19 protein-coding genes and 1 pseudogene are annotated in these 20,629 nt (G+C 69.3%); 6 read left to right on the plus strand and 14 right to left on the minus strand.

Annotated features, from left to right (window positions below; genetic code table 11):
* The coding region (locus A5706_RS03890; protein ID WP_231985020.1) for a glutamate--tRNA ligase family protein at positions 1–199 on the minus strand (199 nt) is incomplete at its 3' end.
* A gap of 53 nt (positions 200–252) precedes the next feature.
* Complete coding sequence (locus A5706_RS03895; RefSeq protein WP_068127242.1) at positions 253–1,050, minus strand: fumarylacetoacetate hydrolase family protein; 798 nt, start codon at positions 1,048–1,050, stop codon at positions 253–255.
* A 120-nt stretch (positions 1,051–1,170) separates the two neighbouring features.
* Between A5706_RS03895 and A5706_RS32005 the strand changes: the two are divergent.
* A pseudogene (locus A5706_RS32005) lies at positions 1,171–2,184 on the plus strand (MFS transporter); the annotation flags it as partial.
* Between the two features lie 133 nt (positions 2,185–2,317).
* Here the strand turns inward: A5706_RS32005 and A5706_RS03900 are convergent.
* Both A5706_RS03900 and serA read right to left on the minus strand, forming a co-directional pair.
* The gene (locus tag A5706_RS03900) at positions 2,318–3,328 is read right to left on the minus strand and encodes a 3-isopropylmalate dehydrogenase (protein WP_068127245.1); all 1,011 of its coding nucleotides are present in this window, start codon (positions 3,326–3,328) and stop codon (positions 2,318–2,320) included.
* Positions 3,325–4,911: a phosphoglycerate dehydrogenase gene (gene serA / locus A5706_RS03905; RefSeq protein ID WP_068102072.1), complete on the minus strand. Its 1,587-nt coding sequence runs from the start codon at positions 4,909–4,911 to the stop codon at positions 3,325–3,327. The genes A5706_RS03900 and serA overlap by 4 nt, the downstream gene beginning before the upstream one ends.
* Before the next feature lie 29 nt (positions 4,912–4,940).
* On the opposite strand from serA, the gene A5706_RS03910 reads away from it, so the two are divergent.
* Positions 4,941–6,380 carry an NAD(P)/FAD-dependent oxidoreductase gene (locus A5706_RS03910; protein ID WP_068127247.1) on the plus strand — a complete coding sequence of 480 codons (1,440 nt, stop codon included), beginning with the start codon at positions 4,941–4,943 and terminating at the stop codon, positions 6,378–6,380.
* Positions 6,377–6,976 (plus strand): NAD(P)H:quinone oxidoreductase, encoded by a 600-nt coding sequence (wrbA, locus tag A5706_RS03915; RefSeq protein WP_068127249.1) that lies wholly within the window; start codon positions 6,377–6,379, stop codon positions 6,974–6,976. Before A5706_RS03910 ends, wrbA begins: the two co-directional genes overlap by 4 nt.
* A gap of 69 nt (positions 6,977–7,045) precedes the next feature.
* On the opposite strand, the gene ilvC is transcribed toward wrbA, so the two are convergent.
* The 3 genes from ilvC to A5706_RS03930 are packed head-to-tail and all read right to left on the minus strand — an operon-like array spanning position 7,046 to position 10,448.
* A complete protein-coding gene (ilvC, locus tag A5706_RS03920) occupies positions 7,046–8,047 on the minus strand; it encodes a ketol-acid reductoisomerase (protein ID WP_082964188.1) in 1,002 nt (333 codons plus the stop codon).
* A 32-nt stretch (positions 8,048–8,079) separates the two neighbouring features.
* Complete coding sequence (gene ilvN / locus A5706_RS03925) at positions 8,080–8,580, minus strand: acetolactate synthase small subunit (RefSeq protein WP_068127253.1); 501 nt, start codon at positions 8,578–8,580, stop codon at positions 8,080–8,082.
* Positions 8,580–10,448, minus strand: coding sequence for an acetolactate synthase large subunit (locus A5706_RS03930; RefSeq protein ID WP_068127255.1), 1,869 nt, complete (start codon positions 10,446–10,448; stop codon positions 8,580–8,582). The genes ilvN and A5706_RS03930 overlap by 1 nt, the downstream gene beginning before the upstream one ends.
* A 390-nt stretch (positions 10,449–10,838) precedes the next feature.
* Here A5706_RS03930 and A5706_RS03935 point away from each other — a divergent pair, with 390 nt between their 5' ends.
* The gene (locus A5706_RS03935) at positions 10,839–11,177 is read left to right on the plus strand and encodes a PH domain-containing protein (protein ID WP_068127300.1); all 339 of its coding nucleotides are present in this window, start codon (positions 10,839–10,841) and stop codon (positions 11,175–11,177) included.
* Between the two features lie 3 nt (positions 11,178–11,180).
* On the opposite strand, the gene A5706_RS03940 is transcribed toward A5706_RS03935, so the two are convergent.
* Positions 11,181–12,038, minus strand: coding sequence for a DoxX family protein (locus A5706_RS03940; RefSeq protein WP_068127258.1), 858 nt, complete (start codon positions 12,036–12,038; stop codon positions 11,181–11,183).
* 219 nt (positions 12,039–12,257) lie between these two features.
* Here A5706_RS03940 and A5706_RS03945 point away from each other — a divergent pair, with 219 nt between their 5' ends.
* Positions 12,258–13,379, plus strand: a complete 1,122-nt coding sequence (locus A5706_RS03945; protein WP_068127260.1) for a sorbosone dehydrogenase family protein — start codon at positions 12,258–12,260, stop codon at positions 13,377–13,379.
* On the opposite strand, the gene A5706_RS03950 is transcribed toward A5706_RS03945, so the two are convergent.
* The 6 genes from A5706_RS03950 to gatC form a co-directional block, all read right to left on the minus strand.
* Positions 13,376–13,930 (minus strand): flavin reductase family protein, encoded by a 555-nt coding sequence (locus A5706_RS03950; protein ID WP_068127263.1) that lies wholly within the window; start codon positions 13,928–13,930, stop codon positions 13,376–13,378. The genes A5706_RS03945 and A5706_RS03950 overlap by 4 nt on opposite strands.
* A 52-nt stretch (positions 13,931–13,982) precedes the next feature.
* Positions 13,983–15,494, minus strand: a complete 1,512-nt coding sequence (gene gatB, locus A5706_RS03955) for an Asp-tRNA(Asn)/Glu-tRNA(Gln) amidotransferase subunit GatB (RefSeq protein ID WP_068127264.1) — start codon at positions 15,492–15,494, stop codon at positions 13,983–13,985.
* Between the two features lie 126 nt (positions 15,495–15,620).
* Entirely contained in the window at positions 15,621–16,769 is a 1,149-nt protein-coding gene (locus A5706_RS03960; RefSeq protein ID WP_082964187.1) for a MinD/ParA family protein, read from the minus strand.
* A gap of 128 nt (positions 16,770–16,897) precedes the next feature.
* The gene (locus A5706_RS03965; protein ID WP_068102091.1) at positions 16,898–17,929 is read right to left on the minus strand and encodes an ATP-dependent 6-phosphofructokinase; all 1,032 of its coding nucleotides are present in this window, start codon (positions 17,927–17,929) and stop codon (positions 16,898–16,900) included.
* Between the two features lie 54 nt (positions 17,930–17,983).
* The gene (gatA, locus tag A5706_RS03970; RefSeq protein WP_068127265.1) at positions 17,984–19,471 is read right to left on the minus strand and encodes an Asp-tRNA(Asn)/Glu-tRNA(Gln) amidotransferase subunit GatA; all 1,488 of its coding nucleotides are present in this window, start codon (positions 19,469–19,471) and stop codon (positions 17,984–17,986) included.
* Positions 19,468–19,767, minus strand: coding sequence for an Asp-tRNA(Asn)/Glu-tRNA(Gln) amidotransferase subunit GatC (gatC, locus tag A5706_RS03975; RefSeq protein WP_068127267.1), 300 nt, complete (start codon positions 19,765–19,767; stop codon positions 19,468–19,470). The genes gatA and gatC overlap by 4 nt, the downstream gene beginning before the upstream one ends.
* Before the next feature lie 201 nt (positions 19,768–19,968).
* Between gatC and A5706_RS03980 the strand changes: the two genes are divergently transcribed.
* Complete coding sequence (locus A5706_RS03980; protein ID WP_156766945.1) at positions 19,969–20,625, plus strand: amino acid-binding protein; 657 nt, start codon at positions 19,969–19,971, stop codon at positions 20,623–20,625.
* Positions 20,626–20,629: the final 4 nt, after the last annotated feature.

Below are 20,629 nucleotides of genomic sequence, written 5' to 3' on the forward strand. Positions count from 1 at the left end.
GCGCTGGCTCGGTCTCGACTGGGACGAGGGGCCGGAGGTCGGCGGGCCCTACGGGCCGTACCGGCAGTCGCAGCGCGTCGAGCAGCGCCCGGTAGCTTTCCTCGGTGTCGCGCGCCGCGTCGGTGTCCTCGATGCGAAAGACGAAGGTGCCGCCGGTGTGTCGGGCGTAGGCCCAGTTGAACAGCGCGGTGCGCACCATGCCGACGTGCGGGGTGCCGGTGGGCGACGGGCAGAACCGGACTCGAACTGTCACTAGTTTCCTTTGCGGACAACGGGATTGGTGAGGGTGCCGATTCCCTCGACGGTGATGGACACCGTGTCGCCGTCCTCGATGGGCCCGACGCCGGCCGGGGTGCCGGTGAGGATGAGATCTCCGGGCAGCAGCGTCATCACGGCCGAGATCCACTCCACGATGGCGCCGACGTCGTGGATCATCAGCGAGGTGCGGCTGTGTTGTTTCACCGCGCCGTTGACCTCGGTACGCAGTTCGAGGTCCGCCGGGTCGACATCGGTGACGATCCACGGCCCGACGGGGCAGAAGCTGTCATGGCCCTTGGCGCGGGTCCATTGGCCGTCGGCCTTTTGCTGGTCCCGCGCCGACACGTCGTTGGCGATGGTGTAGCCGAGGATGTTCTCGGCGGCCTGGGCGGCCGTAACGTCCTTGCACGGCCGGCCGATGACCGCCGCCAGCTCGCCCTCGAAGTGCACCGGTGATGCGTTGGCGGGCAGTCGAATCGGCACGTTGGGTCCGATGATCGCGGTGTTGGGCTTGAGGAAGATGATCGGGTCCGCGGGCGCCGGGCCCGTTTCGAAGCTGCCCATCTCCGCGATGTGATCGGCGTAGTTCTTGCCGACGCAGACGACCTTGCCGGCCAGCATCGGCGCCAGCAGCCGGACGTCGGCCAACGGCCACGATCGTCCGGTGAAGGTCGGGGTGCCGAACGGGTGCTCGGCGATCTCCCGAGCGGTCAGTGTGGTGGGATCGTCGAGTTCGCCCTCGATGCTGACGAAGGCGACACCGTCCGGGCTGGCGATTCGACCGAGGCGCATTCGCAGAAGCCTAGTGATGCCTAGTAGCGGCTCCCGCAACCGGTGCCGGCCGTGTGCAAGCATGGACCGATGCCCAAGGGGCACTCTGCCGCCGTCGGCGCCGGCAAGCGATGGTCGATCATGATCGTCTCGCTGTTCGTGACGACCAGCTCCTTTCTATTCATCAACGGCGTCGCCTTTCTGATCCCGTCGCTGGAAGCCACGCGGGGCACCCCGCTGGCCGAGGCCGGCCTGCTCTCGTCGATGCCGAGCTGGGGCATGGTGGTAACGCTCATCGCATGGGGCTACGTGTTGGACCGCGTCGGCGAGCGGCTGGTGCTGACCCTGGGCTCCGGGCTTACCGCGGCCGCCGCCTACGCCGCGGCGTCGGTGCACTCGATGGTGTGGGTCGCCGGCTACCTGTTCCTGGGGGGCATGGCCGCCGCGAGTTGCAACACCGCCGGCGGCCGGCTGGTCTCCGCCTGGTTTCCCCCGCAGCACCGCGGCCTCGCGATGGGCATCCGGCAGACCGCGCAACCGTTGGGCATCGCGGCGGGCGCTCTGGTCATGCCCGAACTGGCCGAGCACGGCGTGCATGCGGGGCTGATGTTTCCGGCGCTGATGTGCACGGCGGCGGCGCTGGCGAGCGCCGTCGGCATCGTCGACCCGGTGCGCAAGCCCCGGGAGGCGGCCACCAAGGCCGAGCTGGCCAGCCCGTACCGCGGCTCGTCGGTGCTGTGGCGAATCCACGCCGTCGCGGGCCTGCTGATGATGCCGCAGACGGTGACCGTCACGTTCATGCTGGTCTGGCTGATGAACCACCATCACTGGTCGGTCGCCGCGGCTGGCGGGCTGGTCACCCTGTCGCAGCTGCTCGGCGCGGTCGGCCGCGTCGCGGTGGGCCGCTGGTCCGATCGCATCGGCTCACGCATGCAACCGGTCGCCGTCATCGCCGCCGTCGCCGCGTTGACCCTGTTTCTGTTGGCGCTCTCCGACCAGCTCGATTCGCGGTTCGACATCCCGCTGATGGTCGCCATCTCGGTGTTCGCCGTGCTCGACAACGGGCTGGAGGCGACCGCCATCACCGAGTTCGCCGGGCCGTTCTGGAGCGGGCGCGCCCTGGGCATCCAGAACACCACCCAGCGCGTGACGGCGGCGGTCGGTCCCCCGCTGTTCGGCGTGCTGATCGGCGCGGCGAGATACCCGTCGGCCTGGCTGCTCTGCGGGTTGTTCCCGCTGGCGGCGGTGCCCTTGGTGCCGATCCGGCTGCTGCCGCCCGGCCTGGAAACTAGAGCGCGGCTGCGATCCGTTCGCCGACTTCGGTGGTGGCGCGCGGTTCGCTCCCACGAGTCGCCAGATAGGTCTCGACGGCCCCGTCCACCCGGGCAGCCGCAGCGTCCTCGCCCAGATGGGAAAGCAACAGCGCCACCGACATGATCGCCGCGGTCGGGTCCGCGATGCCCTGACCGGCGATGTCGGGGGCGCTGCCGTGCACCGGCTCGAACATCGACGGATTGGCCCGGGTGGCGTCGATATTTCCGCTGGCGGCCAAGCCGATTCCGCCGCACACCGCCGCGGACAGGTCCGTGATGATGTCGCCGAACAGGTTGTCGGTGACGATCACGTCGAACCGCCCGGGGTCGGTGACCATGAAAATGGTTGCGGCGTCGACGTGTTGGTAGGCGACCTCGACGTCAGGATATTCCGCGCCGACCTCGGCGACGACCCGCGTCCACAGCTTCCCCGCGAACGTCAGCACGTTGTTCTTGTGCACCAGCGTCAGGTGGTTGCGCCGCAGCCGGGCCTTCTCGAACGCGTAGCGCACCACGCGGCGCACGCCGAACGCGGTGTTCACGCTGACCTCGGTGGCGACTTCGTTGGGCGTCCCCGCGCGGATCGCGCCGCCGTTGCCGGTGTAGGGGCCCTCGGTGCCCTCGCGCACCACGACGAAGTCGATCTCGGGGTTTCCGGCGAGCGGACTGCTCACCCCCTTGTACAGCCGGCCCGGTCGCAGGTTGACGTGATGGTCGAGCTCAAAGCGCAGGCGCAGCAACAGACCTCGCTCCAGGACGCCGCTGGGCACCGACGGGTCACCGACCGCCCCGAGCAGGATGGCGTCGTGCTCGCGCAACTCGGCGAGCACCGAGTCCGGTAGCAGCTCGCCGGTGGCGTGGAAACGACGGGCGCCCAGGTCGTAGCTGGTCTTTTCGACGTTCGGCACGACGGCGTCGAGGACTTTGACGGCCTCGGCCACCACCTCCGGCCCGATCCCGTCGCCACCGATCACAGCGAGCTTCACGACAGGTCAACCACTTCCAGCTTGTTGGCGCCGACGGCCGCCGAGATCGCCGACCGCACATCCTTGGGCACGTCCTGGTCCAGCCGCAGCAGGACCGTCGCGCCGGGCCCCTCGGCGTCCTCGGACAGCTGCGCCGCCTGGATGTTCACGCCGGCAGAACCCAGCAGAGTACCGATCTTGCCCAACGCCCCGGGCTGGTCGGCGTAGTTGATCACCAGGTTGGTGCCCTGGGCACGCAGGTCGAAGTTGCGGCCGTTGATCTGGACGATCTTCTCCACCAGCTGCGGCCCGGACAGCGTGCCCGCGACGTTCACGCACGAGCCGTCGTGAGCGACGGCCCGCACGTCGACGACACTGCGGTGGTTGGGGCTTTCGGATGCGGTGGTGATCTCGGCGGAGACGCCCCGCTCGGCGGCCAGCGCCGGCGCGTTGACGAAGGTCACCGGTTCGTCGATGACCGCCGAGAACAGCCCGCGTAGCGCCGAAAGCTTAAGCACCTCAACATCTTCCGAGGCGAGCTCGCCGCGCACCTGCACCGACAACGAGACCGGCACCTCGCCCGACAGTGCGGCCGCCAGCACCCCGAGCTTGCGCACCAGGTCCAGCCAGGGCGACACCTCCTCGCTGACCACGCCGCCGCCGACGTTGACGGCGTCGGGAACGAACTCCCCCGCCAGCGCCAACCGCACGCTTGCGGCGACGTCGGTGCCGGCCCGGTCCTGCGCCTCGGCGGTAGAGGCCCCGAGATGCGGCGTCACCACCACCTGCGGCAGCTCGAAAAGCGGGCTGTCCGTGCACGGTTCGGTGGAGAAGACGTCGAGGCCGGCGGCGCGGACGTGCCCGCTGTTGATCGCGTCGGCCAGCGCCGCCTCGTCGACCAGGCCGCCGCGCGCGGCGTTGACGATGATGACGCCGGGCTTGGTCTTCGCCAGCGCCTCCTTGTCGATCAGGCCGGCCGTCTCCGGGGTCTTCGGCAGGTGCACCGAGATGAAGTCGGCGCGGGCCAGCAGGTCGTCCAGGGACAGCAGCTCGATGCCGAGCTGCGCGGCGCGGGCCGGCGCCAGGTACGGATCGTAGGCGACGACGTGGGTGCCGAAGGCCGCGATCCGTTGCGCGAACAGCTGGCCGATGCGGCCCAGCCCGACGACACCGACGGTCTTGCCGAAGATTTCGGTGCCGGAGAACTTCGACCGCTTCCAGGTGTGCTCCCGCAGCGTGGCGTCGGCCGCTGCGATCTGGCGGGCCGCGGCCAGCAGCAGCGCCATCGCGTGCTCGGCGGCGCTGTGGATGTTCGACGTGGGCGCGTTGACGACCAGGACCCCGCGCGCGGTCGCGGCGTCGACGTCGACGTTGTCCAGGCCGACCCCGGCGCGGGCCACGATCTTCAGCTTGGGGGCGGCCGCCAGCACCTCGGCGTCGACGGTGGTGGCCGACCGCACCAGGAGCGCGTCCGCCTCGGGGACGGCGGCCAGCAGCTTGGGCCGGTCCGGGCCATCCACCCAGCGCACCTCGACCTGGTCCCCCAGCGCGGCGACGGTTGATTCGGCGAGTTTGTCGGCAATAAGTACAACAGGCAGATTCACCCGGACAGCCTATCGGCTGTAATTGACGCGTGGACGTCACCGTCATCGGCAGCGGACCCAACGGGCTCACCACGGCGGTCATCTGCGCCCGTGCCGGGCTGAAAGTCCAGGTCATCGAGGCCCAGCCGACCTTCGGCGGTGGCGCGCGCACCGCGCCCGACCCAGATTCTCCGGGAGTCATACACGACGTGTGCTCGGCGGTTCACCCGCTGGCGCTGGCGTCGCCGTTTTTCGCGGCGTTCGACCTGCCCGCGCGCGACGTGCAACTCGCGATCCCGGAGATTTCCTACGCCAACCCGCTGCCGGGCCGCCCGGCCGTAATCGCCTACCGGGATCTCGAGCGCACCTGCGCGGAACTGGAGCACGGTGCGTCGTGGCGACGCCTGCTCGGCCCGCTGGTCGAGCATTCCGACGCGGTCGTGGGGTTGCTGCTCGGCGACAAACGGTCGGTGCCCGGGTCGCTGCCGTCCGCCCTGCAACTCGGCGTTCGGATGCTGGGGCAGGGCACGCCCGCCTGGGGGTCGCTGCTGGGCTTCCTAACCGGAGAGGACGCACGGGCCCTGTTTACCGGCGTTGCCGCGCACGTGATTTCGCGGATGCCGTCGTTGACGGCCGCCGGTGCCGGGCTGATGCTGGCCACGCTCGCGCATTCGGTCGGCTGGCCGATCCCGGTGGGGGGAAGCCAGGCGATCACCGACGCGTTGATCGCCGACCTGCGCGCGCACGGCGGCGAACTCACGGCAGGCACCGAGGTCACCCGGCCGCCCGGCGGGGTCGTCGCGTTCGACACCGCACCGACGGCGCTGCTGCGCATCTACGGGGACGCGCTTCCGGACCGCTACGCGAAGGCGTTGAGCCGCTACACCTTTGGCCCCGGCGTCGCCAAGGTCGACTTCGTGCTCAGCGAGGACATCCCATGGACCGACGCACGGCTGGGGCGGGCGCCGACACTGCACCTGGGCGGCACCCGCGAGCAGATGGCGCGGGCCGAGGCCGACATCGCCGCCGGGCGTCACGCGCAATGGCCGATGGTGCTGGCCGCGTCGCCGCACATCGCGGACCCTGGCCGCGTCGACATCGTGGGCCGTCGCCCGTTGTGGACCTACGCCCACGTGCCGTCGGGATCCACCGTCGACGCGACCGAAGCCGTCACCGAGATCGTCGAGCGGTTCGCGCCCGGCTTCCGCGACATCGTGGTGGCGGCCCGCTCCGTGCCCGCCGCCCGGATGGCCGACCACAACGCCAACTACGTCGGCGGCGACATCGGGATGGGCGGAAACTCCGCCTGGCGCGCGATCGCCGGCCCGACACCGCGGCTAAACCCTTGGAGCACACCGATTCCGAGGGTGTATCTGTGCTCGGCGGCCACCCCGCCCGGCGGCGGCGTGCACGGCATGTCCGGCTACTACGCCGCACGCACCTTGTTGCGCCGTGAATTCGGCCTGGGCATGCCTAAGCTGACACCGTGACCAAACTCGCGATCATCTATTACTCGGCCACCGGCCACGGCACCGCGATGGCCAAACGTGTCGCCGCGGCGGCCGAGTCGGCGGGCGCCGAGGTGCGCCTGCGGCACGTCGCCGAGACCCACGACCCGGAGTCGTTCGCGCACAACCCGGCCTGGACCGCGAACTACCAAGCGACCAAGGACCTTCCGGCGGCCACCGGCGACGACATCGTCTGGGCCGACGCGGTGATCTTCGGCTCGCCGACCCGGTTCGGTTCGCCCGCCGCACAATTGCGCGCTTTCCTGGACTCGCTGGGCGGGCTGTGGGCCGAAGGCAAGCTGGCCGACAAGGTGTACGCCGCGTTCACGTCGTCCAACACGCTGCACGGCGGCCAGGAGACGACCTTGCTCTCCCTCTACTACACGCTGATGCATTTCGGGGGCATCATCGTGCCGCCGGGCTACACCGATCCGGTCAAGTTCGTCGACGGCAACCCGTATGGGGTGAGCCTGGTGTCCACCCACGACAACATCGACGAATTCGACGAGCCCACGAATAACGCCCTCGACCATTTGGCCCGCCGGGTAGTGGCCGTCGCCGGGCGGCTCACCTCTTAGCGCGAGCAGACGCAAAAGCCCCCGACACGCCGAAGAATTCGGTGCTTTTACGTCTGCTCGGCCAGAAAGTTACGCCGTCTCGGTGATCGGGCGGTCGACCCAGCTCATCAGGTCGCGCAGCCTCTTGCCGACGACCTCGATGGGGTGCTCGGCGTTCTCCTTGCGCAACTGCTCGAGCTGCTTGTTGCCACCCTCGACGTTCTCGACCAATTTCTTGGTGAAGCTGCCGTCCTGAATCTCGCGCAGGATCTCCCGCATGCGCTCCTTGGTGCCGGCGTCGATGACGCGCGGGCCGGACAGGTAGCCGCCGAACTCCGCGGTGTCGGACACCGAGTAGTTCATCCGGGCGATGCCGCCCTCGTACATCAGGTCGACGATCAGCTTGAGCTCGTGCAGCACCTCGAAGTACGCCATCTCCGGCGGGTAGCCCGCCTCGACCATCACGTCGAATCCGGCCTTCACCAATTCCTCTGTGCCACCGCACAACACGGCCTGCTCACCGAACAGGTCGGTCTCGGTCTCGTCCTTGAAGGTCGTCTTGATGACGCCGGCCCGGGTGCCGCCGATGGCCTTGGCGTACGACAGGGCCAGCGCCTCGCCCTGGCCGGTCGGGTCCTGGTCGACGGCGATCAGGCAGGGCACGCCCTTGCCGTCGACGAACTGGCGGCGCACCAGGTGACCGGGGCCCTTCGGGGCGACCATCGCGACGGTAACGTCGGCGGGCGGCTTGATCAGGCCGAAGTGGATGTTGAGGCCGTGCCCGAAAAACAGTGCGTCGCCTTCGTTTAGGTTGGGCTCGATCTCGTTCTTGAAGATGTCGGCCTGCGCGGTGTCGGGGGCCAGCAGCATGATGACGTCGGCCCACTTGGCGACCTCGGCGGGGGTGTCGACGTCAAGGCCCTGCTCGGAAACCTTGGCCCGGGACTTCGAACCCTCCTTGAGCCCGACGCGCACCTGCACGCCCGAGTCGCGCAGGCTCAGCGAGTGCGCGTGCCCCTGGCTGCCGTACCCGATGACGCCGACCTTGCGGCCCTGGACGATGGTCAGGTCTGCGTCGTCGTCGTAGAACATCTCTAATGCCACGGTGAACTTTCTCCTTTTTGCTATTTGGCCGTGCCGATACCGCGCGGACCGCGGGATAGCGACACCATTCCGGATTGGGCGATTTCGCGGATCCCGAAGGGCTCCAGCACGCGCAGGAACGCCTCGATCTTGCCGCGGTCACCGGTGGCCTCGATGGTCAGCGATTCCGGTGACACGTCAATCACCTTGGCGCGGAACAGGTTCACCGCCTCGATGACCTGGCTACGGGTGCCGGCGTCGGCCCGCACCTTGATCAGCGACAACTCCCGGGACACCGAGTTGTCGTCGTCCTGCTCGATGATCTTGATCACGTTGATCAGCTTGTTGAGCTGCTTGGTGATCTGCTCGAGCGGGGTCTCCTCGGCGGAGACCACGATGGTCATCCGCGACATGTCCTTCTGCTCGGTCGCGCCGACGGCCAGCGACTCGATGTTGAAGCCGCGCCGCGAGAACAGCGCCGCCACGCGGGCGAGCACACCGGGCTTGTCCTCCACCAACACCGACAGCGTGTGCGTGTTCATCAGGCGTGCCCTTCGCTTTCGTCGTCGAACAACGGGCGAATCCCGCGGGCGGCCTGGATCTCGTCGTTGCTGGTGCCGGCGGCGACCATCGGCCACACCTGCGCGTCGGCGCCGACGATGAAGTCGATCACCACCGGGCGGTCGTTGATCGCCCGCGCCGCCTTGATCACGTCGACGACGTCTTCCTCACGCTCGCAACGCAATCCGACGCAGCCCAGCGCCTCGGCCAGCTTCACGAAGTCCGGGATCCGGTGTGAGTGCGTGGCCAGGTCGGTCTGCGAGTAGCGCTCCTGGTAGAACAGCGTCTGCCACTGGCGCACCATGCCGAGGTTGCCGTTGTTGATCAGCGCCACCTTGATCGGCGCGCCCTCGATGGCGCAGGTGGCGAGCTCCTGGTTGGTCATCTGGAAGCAGCCGTCGCCGTCGATCGCCCAGACCTCGGCGTCCGGGCGGGCGATCTTGGCGCCCATGGCCGCCGGGATGGCGAAGCCCATGGTGCCCAGCCCGCCGGAATTCAGCCAGGTGCGCGGGTTTTCATACGAGATGAACTGCGCGGCCCACATCTGGTGCTGGCCGACGCCGGCGACGTACACCGCGTCCGGGCCGGCGATCTCGCCCAGCTTCTCGATCACGTACTCCGGGCTCAGGCTGCCGTCGCTCTGCGGGCCGTAGCTCAGCGGGTAGGTGGACTGGACGCCGTGCAGATAGGCCCACCACTCGGTCATCTCGATGTTGCCGGGGACGTCATGGTGGCGCAGCATCGCGATGAGGTCGGTGATGACGGCCTTCACGTCGCCGACGATGGGCACGTCGGCGTGCCGGTTCTTGCCGATCTCGGCGGGGTCGATGTCGGCGTGGATGACCTTGGCCTCGGGCGCGAAGGATTCCAGCTTGCCGGTCACCCGGTCGTCGAACCGGGTGCCCAGCGCGATCAGCAGGTCGCTGCGCTGCAGCGCCGCCACCGCGGCCACGGTGCCGTGCATGCCGGGCATGCCCAGGTTCTGCGGATGGCTGTCCGGGAAGGCGCCGCGCGCCATCAGCGTGGTGACCAGCGGGATGCCGGTCAGCTCGGCCAGCTCGCGCAGCTGCTCGGTCGCCTCGCCGCGGATGACCCCGCCGCCCACGTACAGCACCGGTTTGCGCGCGGCCGCGATCAGCTTGGCGGCCTCCCGCACCTGCCGGTTGTGCGGCTTGGTGTTCGGCTTGTAGCCGGGCAGGTCCATCCGCGGCGGCCAGCTGAACGTGCACTGTCCCTGCAGCACGTCCTTGGGGATGTCGACGAGCACCGCGCCCGGACGTCCCGAGCGGGCGATGTGGAACGCCTCGGCCAGCACCCGGGGGATCTCGTCGCCGGAACGGACCAGGAAGTTGTGCTTGGTGATCGGCATCGTGATGCCCGAGATGTCGGCCTCCTGGAAGGCGTCGGTGCCGATCAACCCACGCCCGACCTGCCCGGTGATGGCGACGACGGGGATCGAGTCCATCTGGGCATCGGCCAGCGGGGTGACCAGGTTGGTGGCGCCGGGGCCGGACGTCGCCATCATGACGCCGACCTTGCCGGTGGCGTGCGCGTAGCCGCTGGCGGCGTGGCCGGCGCCCTGCTCGTGCCGAACCAGCACGTGGCGCAGCTTTTTCGAGTCGAACAGCGGGTCGTAGACCGGCAGCACGGCGCCGCCGGGTATCCCGAAGATGACCTCGACGTCGAGTTCCTCCAGCGACCGGATCACCGACTGGGCACCGGTAAGTTGTTCCGGTGCAACGCGTTTCGGTTGAGCGGCCGGGGTCTTTGCGGTGGGTTTCACGGCGTCCGTGGCGACGCTGGCCGGATCCTGCGCCTGCGTGGCGGGTGGCCTGGTGGGAGCGCTCACTGTCTTTGGGTCCTATTCACTCTTCGAAGTTTCGTTGCTGCGCAAGAAAAAACCCCCGACAGCTCATCGGCTGAACGAGGGTTGCGCGTTGGTGCTGGATCGCTTCAAATGCTGAAGACCTAGTCAGCCACCAACGCGCTGACTAATTACTACGAGCATCCCGGGCTTTCCGGCGGTATCCATAGCGTCCGACGGTAGCCTTCGCACAGCTCAACAGTCAAATCCGGGTCCAGTGTGCAGCCACGGCTTTCCGCGTGCGCCCAGGGCGGTGACACGCCGAGGACGGTCGCCGCCTGTTCACACTCGGCGGCGGGCGGCGGGAAGGCCGGCGCACGGTGAAATGATGCTCCAGTGGCTACCGATTCCCCCGTCGTGATCAAGGTGTCGCCGATGGCCCACTTCGCCGTCGGGTTCTTCACCCTCGGCTTGCTGATACCGGTGCTGGCCTGGCCGGTGACCGCGCCGCTGCTGCTCATCCCGGTGGTGTTGTCCGCGTTGATCATCCGGCTGCGCACGGTCGCCGACGAACGGGGCCTGACCGTGCGGACCCTGCTGGGGAGCAAGACGGTGCGCTGGGAAGAGGTCGACGGGCTGCGCTTCCACCGCGGTTCCTGGGCGCGCGCCCGCCTGAAAACCGGTACCGAGCTGCGCCTGCCCGCGGTCACCTTCGCCACGCTGCCGCAGCTGACCGAGGTCAGCGCGGGGCGGGTGCCCAACCCCTACCGATGAGGGTCAGCCGATCGGGTTGACCCCGTTGAGCGTGACCCAGACCGCGACTCCGGCGGCGATGCCCGCCAGCAGGGCGACGAACGATCCGATGAAGGGGCGGTGGGCCCAACCCCGGCCTGCGTCCAGGCCGTAGCGGCCCGGTCCGCACAGGATCACGGCAACGGCCAGGACGATCAGGGTGATCTGGTATTCGTGCCCCTGCGGCAGGAAGTAGGCGAACGCGTGCGAGCGCGCGCCGCCCGACACGGTGGCCAGCAGTTCGTTGATCAGGAACGCCAGCGCGCCCGCCGCGGCCACCGGGGTGAACAGGCCCAGGATCAGCAGCACCGCCGCGACGATCTCGCCGCCCGCGCTGACGTAGGCGAGGATGTCGGCGTGGTGGTAGCCGACGTCGGACAGCGAATTCTTCAGGCCGGTCAGGCCGCCGCCGCCCCACCAGCCGAACAGCTTCTGCAGCCCGTGGGCCCCCAACACCACGCCAAGCCCGACCCGCAGCACCAGCAAACCCAGGTTCTGGGTGCCGCGCTTACCGATGTCGCGGTGACGCTCGTCGTCCTTGTCCCCGTCGATCTGGGCCGGCTCGGTCGCCGAGATCGGCATCGGCTGCGCCGTCGACGCCGGCTGCACGTACGGCAGGGGCTCCTGCTGGTCGAGGAGGTGGTATCCGCCGGCCGCGGGGGCACCCGCCGCCGCGGGGTCGACGTAGGGGATGACGGTGGTGTTTCCGAAGTCGCCCGGGTACCCGACCGGCGTCAGGTCATCCTCGGGGTCGACCAAGCGCGCCGAGGCGGGGCGCCCCGGGAGCGGCTCCGGGGATTCGCCGGGACGGCTCCAATGTGCGTCATTCGATTGACTGGTCACGGGTGTCAGGGTAAGGGCAAACGCGCCTGAATCGGGGATTTGAGCGGCGCTTTCGCCGGTTAGTCCGCCAAAACGCCCCGGATTGGCCCCAAATCGTCTTTTCCGCCCCTCCGCGGGGCCAAAAAAGCGGGAAATCTGGGCCCCACCCGCACAGCTTCCGTCGCCGGACCCGGGCAGGCGTGTGGCGGCGGGGGCCGCCCAGTCCGTAGCCTGTCGGTCATGCGGATACGGGGCTCGGTTCGCGGCGGTCTGGCCGCGCTGTCCGCGGTGGTGCTGGTCGCGAGCGGGTGCGCGCGGTTCAACGACGCCCAATCCCAGCCCTTCACGACCGCCCCCGAACTCAAACCCCAGCCCAGCTCGACGCCTCCCCCGCCGCCGCCGCTGCCGCCCACGCCCTTCCCCAAGGCCTGCCCGGCGCCGGGAGTCATGCAGGGCTGCCTGGAGAGCACCAGCGGCCTGATCATGGGGCCCGACAGCAAAACCGCGTTGGTCGCCGAGCGCACCACCGGCGCCGTCAAGGACATCTCGGTCAACGCCGAGCCGAAAGTGAAGGTGGTCATCCCCGTCGACCCGTCCGGTGACGGTGGGCTGATGGACATCGTGCTGTCGCCCACCTATCAGCAGGACCGCCTGATGTACGCCTACATCAGCACGCCGACCGACAACCGGGTCATCCGCGTGGCCGACGGCGACATCCCGAAGGACATCCTGACCGGGATCCCCAAGGGCGCCACCGGCAACACCGGCGCGCTGATCTTCACCAGCCCGACCACGCTGGTCGTGATGACGGGCGACGCGGGCAACCCGGCGATGGCCGCCGACCCCAAGTCGCTCGCCGGCAAGGTGCTGCGCATCGAGCAGCCGACCACCATCGGCCAGGCCCCGCCGACGACCGCGCTGTCGGGCGTGGGCTCCGGCGGCGGCATGTGCATCGATCCCGTCGACGGCTCGCTGTACGTCGCCGACCGCACCCCGACCGCCGACCGCCTGCAGCGCATCACCAAGACCTCCGAGGTCTCCACCGTGTGGACGTGGCCGGACAAGCCCGGCGTCGCGGGCTGCGCGGCGATGGACGGGACCGTGCTGGTGAACCTGATCAACACCAAGCTGACGGTGGCGGTGCGGCTCGCGCCCAAGACCGGCGCGGTCACCGGTGAACCCGACGTCGTGCGCAAGGACACCCACGCGCACGCGTGGGCGCTGCGGATGTCGCCGGACGGAAACGTCTGGGGCGCAACGGTTAACAAGACCGCCGGGGACGCCGAGAAGCTCGATGACGTGGTGTTCCCGCTATTCCCGCAGGGCGGCGGCTTCCCGCGCAACAACGACGACAAGACCTAAACGGGGCCCTCCAGGGTGAACCTCAGCCCGTATTTGCGCGGCTCGGCGGCCGGTTTGTGCAGGACGAACCGCTCCGGCGCGACCTGGCCCGGTTCCATCTCGTCGAGATCGGAAAGGTAGAGCACGTCCTCGTAGGAATCGGGAACCCATCCGGCGACGGGTTCCACGATGAAGGCGACGTGATCCCCGATATCGATCCAATGCGCGGTTCTGCCGACGAACCAGGCGATCGCCTCGTCGAGGATGGGCATCCCGTGCGGCCCGACGCGCCACGAGCAGCGACCGAATCTGTCGGCCTGGTCGTCGATTTCGCTGTCGAAAAGCTCCGCCAGGGCGACCTGGTGCTGCGCCAGCACGTGCACCGCCAAGTGCTCGGATTGCCGGGCAGCGTCGCAGGTGGGGCCGCTGCGGGGCATCACCACCATGAAACTCGGTGGCCGCACGCTGGTTTGGCTGGCGAAACTGATCAGGCAACCCGACGGCTGAGCGTCGGCCTGGGTGGTCACGACGAACACCGGGCCGTCCAGCATGGCCATCAGGTCGTCGAACATTTTTCCCACACCGTTTTCCGTGCGATCGGTCGGCCGGCGAGGCCCCTCGCGGTCAGCCCTGACCGCAGGCGGCCAGCACGAGCTCGCGGACCCGGGCCGCGTCGGCCTGTCCGCGAGTGGCCTTCATCACCGCGCCGACGATCGCGCCGGCCGCGGCCACCTTGCCGCCGCGAATCTTCTCGGCGACATCCGGATTGGCGGCCAGCGCCTCGTCGACGGCGGCCTGCGTGACCGAGTCGTCACGCACCAGCGCCAGGCCGCGGGCGGTCATCACCTGCTCGGGTTCGCCCTCCCCGGCCAGCACGCCCTCGACGACCTGGCGGGCCAGCTTGTTCGACAGCTTGCCCTCGTCGACCAGCGCGATCACCGCGGCGACCTGAGCCGGCGTGATGGCCAGCTCGTCCAATTCGATATTGGCCTCGTTGGCCTTCTGCACCAAGAAGTTTCCCCACCAGGCGCGGGCCTGCTCGCTCGACGCGCCGTGCTTGACGGTCTCGGTGACCAGTTCGACGGCGCCGGCGTTGACCAGATCCCGCATGACCTCGTCGGAAACGCCCCACTCCTGCTGAATTCGCTTGCGGCTCAACCACGGTAACTCGGGGATGGTCTGCCGCAGCTCCTCGACCAACTCGCGGCTGGGCGCGACCGGCTCGAGGTCGGGTTCCGGGAAGTAGCGGTAGTCCTCGGCGGTTTCCTTGGTGCGACCGGGGCTGGTGTACCCGGATTCGTGAAAGTGCCTGGTTTCCTGCGTGATCCGCCCGCCGGACACGAGGACGGCGGCCTGGCGCTGCATCTCGTACCGCACGGCAACCTCGACGCTGCGCAGCGAGTTGACGTTCTTCGTCTCGGTCCGCGTCCCGAACTCGGTCGCCCCGGTCGGTTTCAGCGACACGTTGGCGTCACAACGCATTGAACCCTGATCCATCCGGACGTCGGATACGCCCAAGGCGCGCAATAGGTCTCGCAGCGCGGTGACGTAGGACCTGGCGATCTGCGGGGCCCGGGCGCCCGCCCCCACGATCGGCTTGGTGACGATTTCGATCAGGGGGACGCCGGCCCGGTTGTAGTCGATCAGTGACGTCGTCGCGCCGTGGATGCGGCCGGTCTCGCTACCGATGTGGGTGAGCTTGCCGGTGTCCTCCTCCATGTGGGCGCGCTCGATCTCCACCCTCCAGGTGGAGCCGTCTTCGAGCGGCGCCTCAAGGTAGCCGTTGATCGCGATCGGCTCGTCGTACTGCGAAATCTGGTAGTTCTTCGGCATGTCCGGATAGAAGTAGTTCTTCCGGGCGAAGCGACACCAGGGCACGATCTCGCAATTCAGCGCCAGCCCGATCCGGATCGCCGACTCGACCGCGGCCTGGTTGAGCACCGGCAGCGAGCCCGGCAACCCGAGGCACACCGGGCACACCTGGGTGTTGGGTTCGGCGCCGAACGTGGTGGAGCAGCCGCAGAACATCTTGGTCGCGGTGGACAGCTCGACGTGCACCTCGAGGCCGAGCACGGGGTCGAAACGCGCGACGACCTCGTCGTAATCCAGCAGCTCGGGACCGGCGGCAACACTCATGCCGTCGATCGTAGTGGTGATCGCGAGCGCGGCGAAGCCGGGCGACGCGGGTCACCACCCATCGGGGTAGTGGTGATCGCGAGCGCGGCGAAGCCGGGCGAGGCAGGTCACCACCCATCGGCAGCGCTAGAACCCGGGCGGCTTCCGGCGGGCCCCGAGCCGGAGCCCTTGTTCCATGCGCTGGCCGGGGAACATGTCGGCCAGGGTGGCCGCCATCTCCAGGTAGCTGCGCCGGCTTTCCCTGCTGAGCCGATCCAGGCCGATCTCCTTGCCGTCATGCACGTGCCGATCGAACGGCAGCACGACGGTGGCGGCGACGCGGGCGGACAACGCGTCGAGTTCTTTGGCGGCGACGACGGCGACTTTGCCCGCCTCGACATGGTTGATCGCCAGCACGGTCCGCGCCATCAAGCGCTGATATCCCTTGTTGCGCAACAGGTCCAGGGTTGTCCTCGTCTTGCGTATCGCATCGATGGAGGTGCTGGTGACCACCACCAGGGCGCACGACTCCGGCAGCACGGCGTCCATCACAGCCGAATTGACCGCCTTGACACAGTCCACCAGCACCACCGAATAGTGTTTGCGCAGAATCGAAAAAGTCCTGACGACGTCGTGGCGCTCCAGCCGCCAATCGGTGCGCGCGTAGTCCGGCAGCCCGAGCACCTCCAGCCCGAAGCTGTTCATGTAGGTGTGCGCCCGCACATCCGAATAGTGGGTGGCCGCGCCGTCCCGCAACAGGTCGGCGATGCTCAGCGGGTTGCGGCGGCCGTGCCGCTCGGCCAGGTCGCCGGCGTCGATGTCCACGGCGACCACCTTGTCGTCGCGGACGGCGGCGAAGGTGGAGCCCAGTGCCTCGACGACGACGGTCTTGCCGACGCCGCCCTTGAGGTTGAGCACCGCGATGGGGAATGGGCCGCCCAGCGGAGCGCGGATACGATCCCGTAGCTCCTGCTCGTATGCCGAACCTTTGCCGGGACCGATCTTGATTCCGGTAATGCGTCGGACCACGTCTCGCCAGTCAAACCCGGCGGAGTCCTCGGTGTCCTGCGGCTCGAGGCTGTCGAGGGCCGCCCCGCCGACGGTCAGCTCCGGGCGCGACCGCGGCGGGACCCGACGCGCCGGTGCCGGCGCGGTCGGCGGGGGCTGTGGCGGCCGGGGCACCGTGGCAGAAGTCCAATTGGCGTCGTCCCGCCCACGCGGCGGCGGCCGCTGACGGTCTCGCGGGCCCGACCCCGGCTGGTGAACGGCTCCGCGAATCGAACCGCGGTTGCTCATAGCAGACGGTATAACCGCTTCGAGCTGGCGGAAAACCACGAACATCGCGGCCACCTGGCATGAGCTGCCGGGTTCGGCGGCAAATTCAGCCGGTCGTCAATTCGCTGCCACCAACTGTTCGCCGCCGCTTAGCCGAAGAAGGCGGCCGCGTCGTCGTAGCGGCTCTCGGGCACCAGCTTGAGTTGGCGGGTGGCGTCCGCCAGCGACACCCGGCCGATGTCCTGGCCGCGCAGCGAGACCATCTGGCCGTACTCGCCCGCGTGCGCGGCGTCGGCGGCGTTGACGCCGAAGCGCGTCGCCAGCACCCGGTCGTAGGCCGTCGGGGTGCCGCCGCGCTGGACGTGGCCCAGCACGGTCACCCGGACCTCCTTGTTGATCCGCTTCTCCACCTCGGCGCCGAGCTGCGCGGCGACGCCAGTGAACCGCTCATGGCCGAACTCGTCAATCCCGCCCTCGCGCAACGTGATTGAGTCGGCGATCGGCTTGGCGCCCTCCGCGACCACGCAGATGAAGTGCGAATCCCCGCGCTGGAAGCGGCGTTTGACGAGTCGGCACACGTCCTCGACGTCGAAGGGCTGCTCGGGGATCAGCGTCATGTGGGCGCCGGACGCCAGCCCGGCGTTCAACGCGATCCATCCCGCGTGGCGGCCCATCACCTCCACCAGCATCACCCGCTGGTGGGATTCGGCCGTGGAATGCAACCGGTCGATGGCGTCGGTGGCCACCGTCAATGCGGTGTCGTGCCCGAAAGTCACGTCGGTGCAATCGATGTCGTTGTCGATGGTCTTCGGCACGCCGACCACGGGAACGTTCTCCTCGGACAGCCAATGCGCGGCGGTCAGGGTGCCCTCGCCGCCGATCGGTATCAGCACGTCGATGCCGTTGTCGTCCAGGGTCTGCTTGATCTGGTTCAGCCCGGCCCGAAGTTTGTCGGGGTGCACGCGGGCGGTGCCGAGCATCGTCCCGCCCTTGGCGAGCAGGCGGTCGTTGCGGTCGTCGTTTTGCAGCTGGATGCGCCGGTTCTCCAGCAGACCGCGCCACCCGTCCTGGAATCCGACCACCGACGACCCGTATCGCGAGTCGCAGGTGCGCACCACCGCCCGGATGACGGCGTTGAGCCCGGGACAGTCGCCGCCCCCGGTGAGAATTCCGATCCGCATCTGTTCATCTTGCCCGCATGGGCCCCGGATGGCGCGACCAGGCGAAAATTACCGCTAGACGGTGGCCGCGCTCGGCAGTGCTCCGCGGGCCGCCTCGTAGGCGGCGCCCACTCGGTACAGGCGGTCGTCGGCCAACGCGGGCGCCATGATCTGCAGCCCGACCGGCAGGCCGTCGTCCGGGGAGAGCCCCGACGGCACCGACATGCCGCAGTGGCCGGCCAGGTTCAGCGGCAGCGTGCACAGGTCGAACAGGTACATCGCCAGCGGGTCATCGACCTTCTCGCCCAGCGGGAATGCCGTGGTCGGGGTCGCCGGCGAGACCACCACGTCGACGGTTTCGTAGGCCCGATCGAGGTCGCGCGCGATCAGCGTGCGGACCTTCTGCGCCTGGTTGTAGTACGCGTCGTAATAGCCGGCGGACAGCGCGTAGGTGCCGATCATGATGCGCCGCTTGACCTCCGGGCCGAAGCCGGCGGCGCGGGTCAGCGCCATGACCTCCTCGGCGGAATGCGTGCCGTCGTCGCCGACCCGCAGCCCGTAGCGCATCGCGTCGAAGCGGGCCAGGTTGCTGGACACCTCGGACGGCAGGATCAGGTAGTAGGCGGCCAGCGCGTGATCGAAGTGCGGGCAGTCGACTTCGCTGACCTCCGCGCCCAGTTCGGTCAACTGCTCAACCGCCGCCTCGAACGACGTCAGGACACCGGCCTGGTAGCCCTCGCCGCGCAGCTGACGAACGACGCCGACGCGCACGCCGCGCAGATCACCGCCCGCGCCGGCCCTGGCGGCGCCGACGACGTCGGGCACCTCGGCGTCGACGGACGTCGAGTCGCGGACGTCATGCCCGGCGATCACCTGGTGCAGCAGGGCGGTGTCCAGCACCGTGCGCGCGCACGGGCCGCCCTGATCCAGCGACGACGCGCATGCGATCAGGCCGTAGCGCGACACCGTGCCGTAGGTGGGCTTGACGCCGACGGTCGCGGTGAGTGCGGCCGGCTGGCGGATCGAGCCCCCGGTGTCGGACCCGATGGCCAGCGGGGCCTGGAACGCGGCGAGCGCGGCCGCGCTGCCGCCGCCGGAACCTCCGGGCACCCGGGCCAGGTCCCACGGGTTGCGGGTGGGCCCGTAGGCGGAGTTCTCCGTCGACGAGCCCATCGCGAACTCGTCCATGTTGGTCTTGCCCAGGATCGGGATGCCGGCCGCGCGCAACCGCGCGGTGACGGTCGCGTCGTAGGGGGAACGCCAGCCCTCCAGGATCTTGGAGCCGCAGGTGGTGGGCATGTCGACCGTGGTGAACACGTCCTTGAGCGCCAGGGGCACCCCGGCCAGCGCCGACGGCAGCGGCTCGCCGGCGGCCACCGCGTCGTCGACGGCGGCCGCGGCGGCCAGCGCCTCGTCGGCCGCGACGTACAGGAACGCGTGGTACCGGTCGTCGGTCGCCTCGATCTGGTCCAGGCAGGCCCGGGTGATCTCGGTGGACGACAGCTCCCCGGAGGCGACCTGGGCGGCCAGCGTCGCGGCGTCGGAACGGACGATATCGGTCACTCGGCGTCCCCCAGGATCTGCGGCACGGCGAAGCGGCCGTCGACGGCTTCGGGCGCCGCGGCCAGCGCCTCGGCCTGGGTCAGGCACGGCGTCCGCTCGTCCGGGCGGGTGACGTTGACGTCCTTCAGCGGGTTGTCGGTGGCTTCGACGCCGGTGACGTCGACCGATTGGACCTGGCTGACGTGGGTGAGGATGGCGTCGAGTTGGCCGGCAAAGCTGTCCAGCTCGGCGTCGGTCAGCGCCAGCCGGGCCAGCCGGGCAAGGTGCGCCACGTCGTCGCGGGAGATCTGGGACACGACCGGAAAGCCTAGCGGGGTGACGATGCGGCGCGTAGCGCGGCTGAGGAGCCGGGCAATCGGCCCAGCCCGGCGACGATGCGCGCCGCAAAGCGGCGGGAGGAGGAGCCGGGCAATCGGCCCAGTGGGCACCGACGCGGGCTTCACTGCGCCGTCCCAGCCGAAATGCCGCGGATACATTGCTGTGCCAAAGTGTTGGCCGTGCCGTCGTATCTGTTGCGCATCGAGCTAGCCGACCGCCCGGGCAGCCTGGGCTCGCTGGCCGTCGCGCTCGGTTCGGCGGGCGCCGACATCCTGTCGCTCGACGTGGTGGAGCGCAGCTCGGGTTATGCGATCGACGACCTGGTCATCGAGCTTCCGCCGGGGGCGATGCCGGACCGGCTGATCACCGCCGCGGAATCACTGCCCAACGTCCGGGTGGACAGCGTCCGCCCGCACACCGGGCTGCTGGAGGCGCACCGCGAGCTGGAGCTTCTCGACCACGTCGCCGCCGCCGGCGATGACGCGTCGAGGCTGAAAGTCCTAGTCAACGAGGCTCCCAAGGTGCTGCGGGTCAGCTGGTGCACGGTGTTGCGCAGTTCGCAGGGGGAACTGGAACGCCTCGCCGACAGCCCCGGGTGCCCGGAAACCAAGGCCGATTCCGCCCCCTGGCTGCCGATCGAACGCGCGGCGGCACTGGACCATACCGCCGAGTGGGTGCCGCAGGCGTGGCGCGACATGGACACCACGATGGTCGCGGCGCCGCTGGGCGACCCGCACACCGCGGTGGTGCTGGGCCGTCCGGGGCCGGAATTCCGCCCGTCGGAGGTCGCCCGGCTGGGCTATCTGGCCGGCATCGTCGCGACGATGCTGCGCTGAGGCG

It is taken from the genome of Mycobacterium sp. E796, assembly GCF_001672815.1.
In the GTDB taxonomy this organism is placed as follows: domain Bacteria; phylum Actinomycetota; class Actinomycetes; order Mycobacteriales; family Mycobacteriaceae; genus Mycobacterium.

Excerpts from the sequence above, each read along its gene's own strand:
- A5706_RS03895 (WP_068127242.1), bottom strand. The coding sequence starts at position 1,050 with ATGCGCCTCGGTCGAATCGCCAGCCCGGACGGTGTCGCCTTCGTCAGC.
- ilvC (WP_082964188.1), bottom strand. The coding sequence starts at position 8,047 with ATGTTCTACGACGACGACGCAGACCTGACCATCGTCCAGGGCCGCAAG.
- ilvN (WP_068127253.1), bottom strand. The coding sequence starts at position 8,580 with ATGAACACGCACACGCTGTCGGTGTTGGTGGAGGACAAGCCCGGTGTG.
- A5706_RS03935 (WP_068127300.1), top strand. The coding sequence starts at position 10,839 with ATGGCCCACTTCGCCGTCGGGTTCTTCACCCTCGGCTTGCTGATACCG.
- A5706_RS03945 (WP_068127260.1), top strand. The coding sequence starts at position 12,258 with ATGCGGATACGGGGCTCGGTTCGCGGCGGTCTGGCCGCGCTGTCCGCG.
- A5706_RS03950 (WP_068127263.1), bottom strand. The coding sequence starts at position 13,930 with ATGTTCGACGACCTGATGGCCATGCTGGACGGCCCGGTGTTCGTCGTG.
- gatB (WP_068127264.1), bottom strand. The coding sequence starts at position 15,494 with ATGAGTGTTGCCGCCGGTCCCGAGCTGCTGGATTACGACGAGGTCGTC.
- A5706_RS03960 (WP_082964187.1), bottom strand. The coding sequence starts at position 16,769 with ATGAGCAACCGCGGTTCGATTCGCGGAGCCGTTCACCAGCCGGGGTCG.
- A5706_RS03965 (WP_068102091.1), bottom strand. The coding sequence starts at position 17,929 with ATGCGGATCGGAATTCTCACCGGGGGCGGCGACTGTCCCGGGCTCAAC.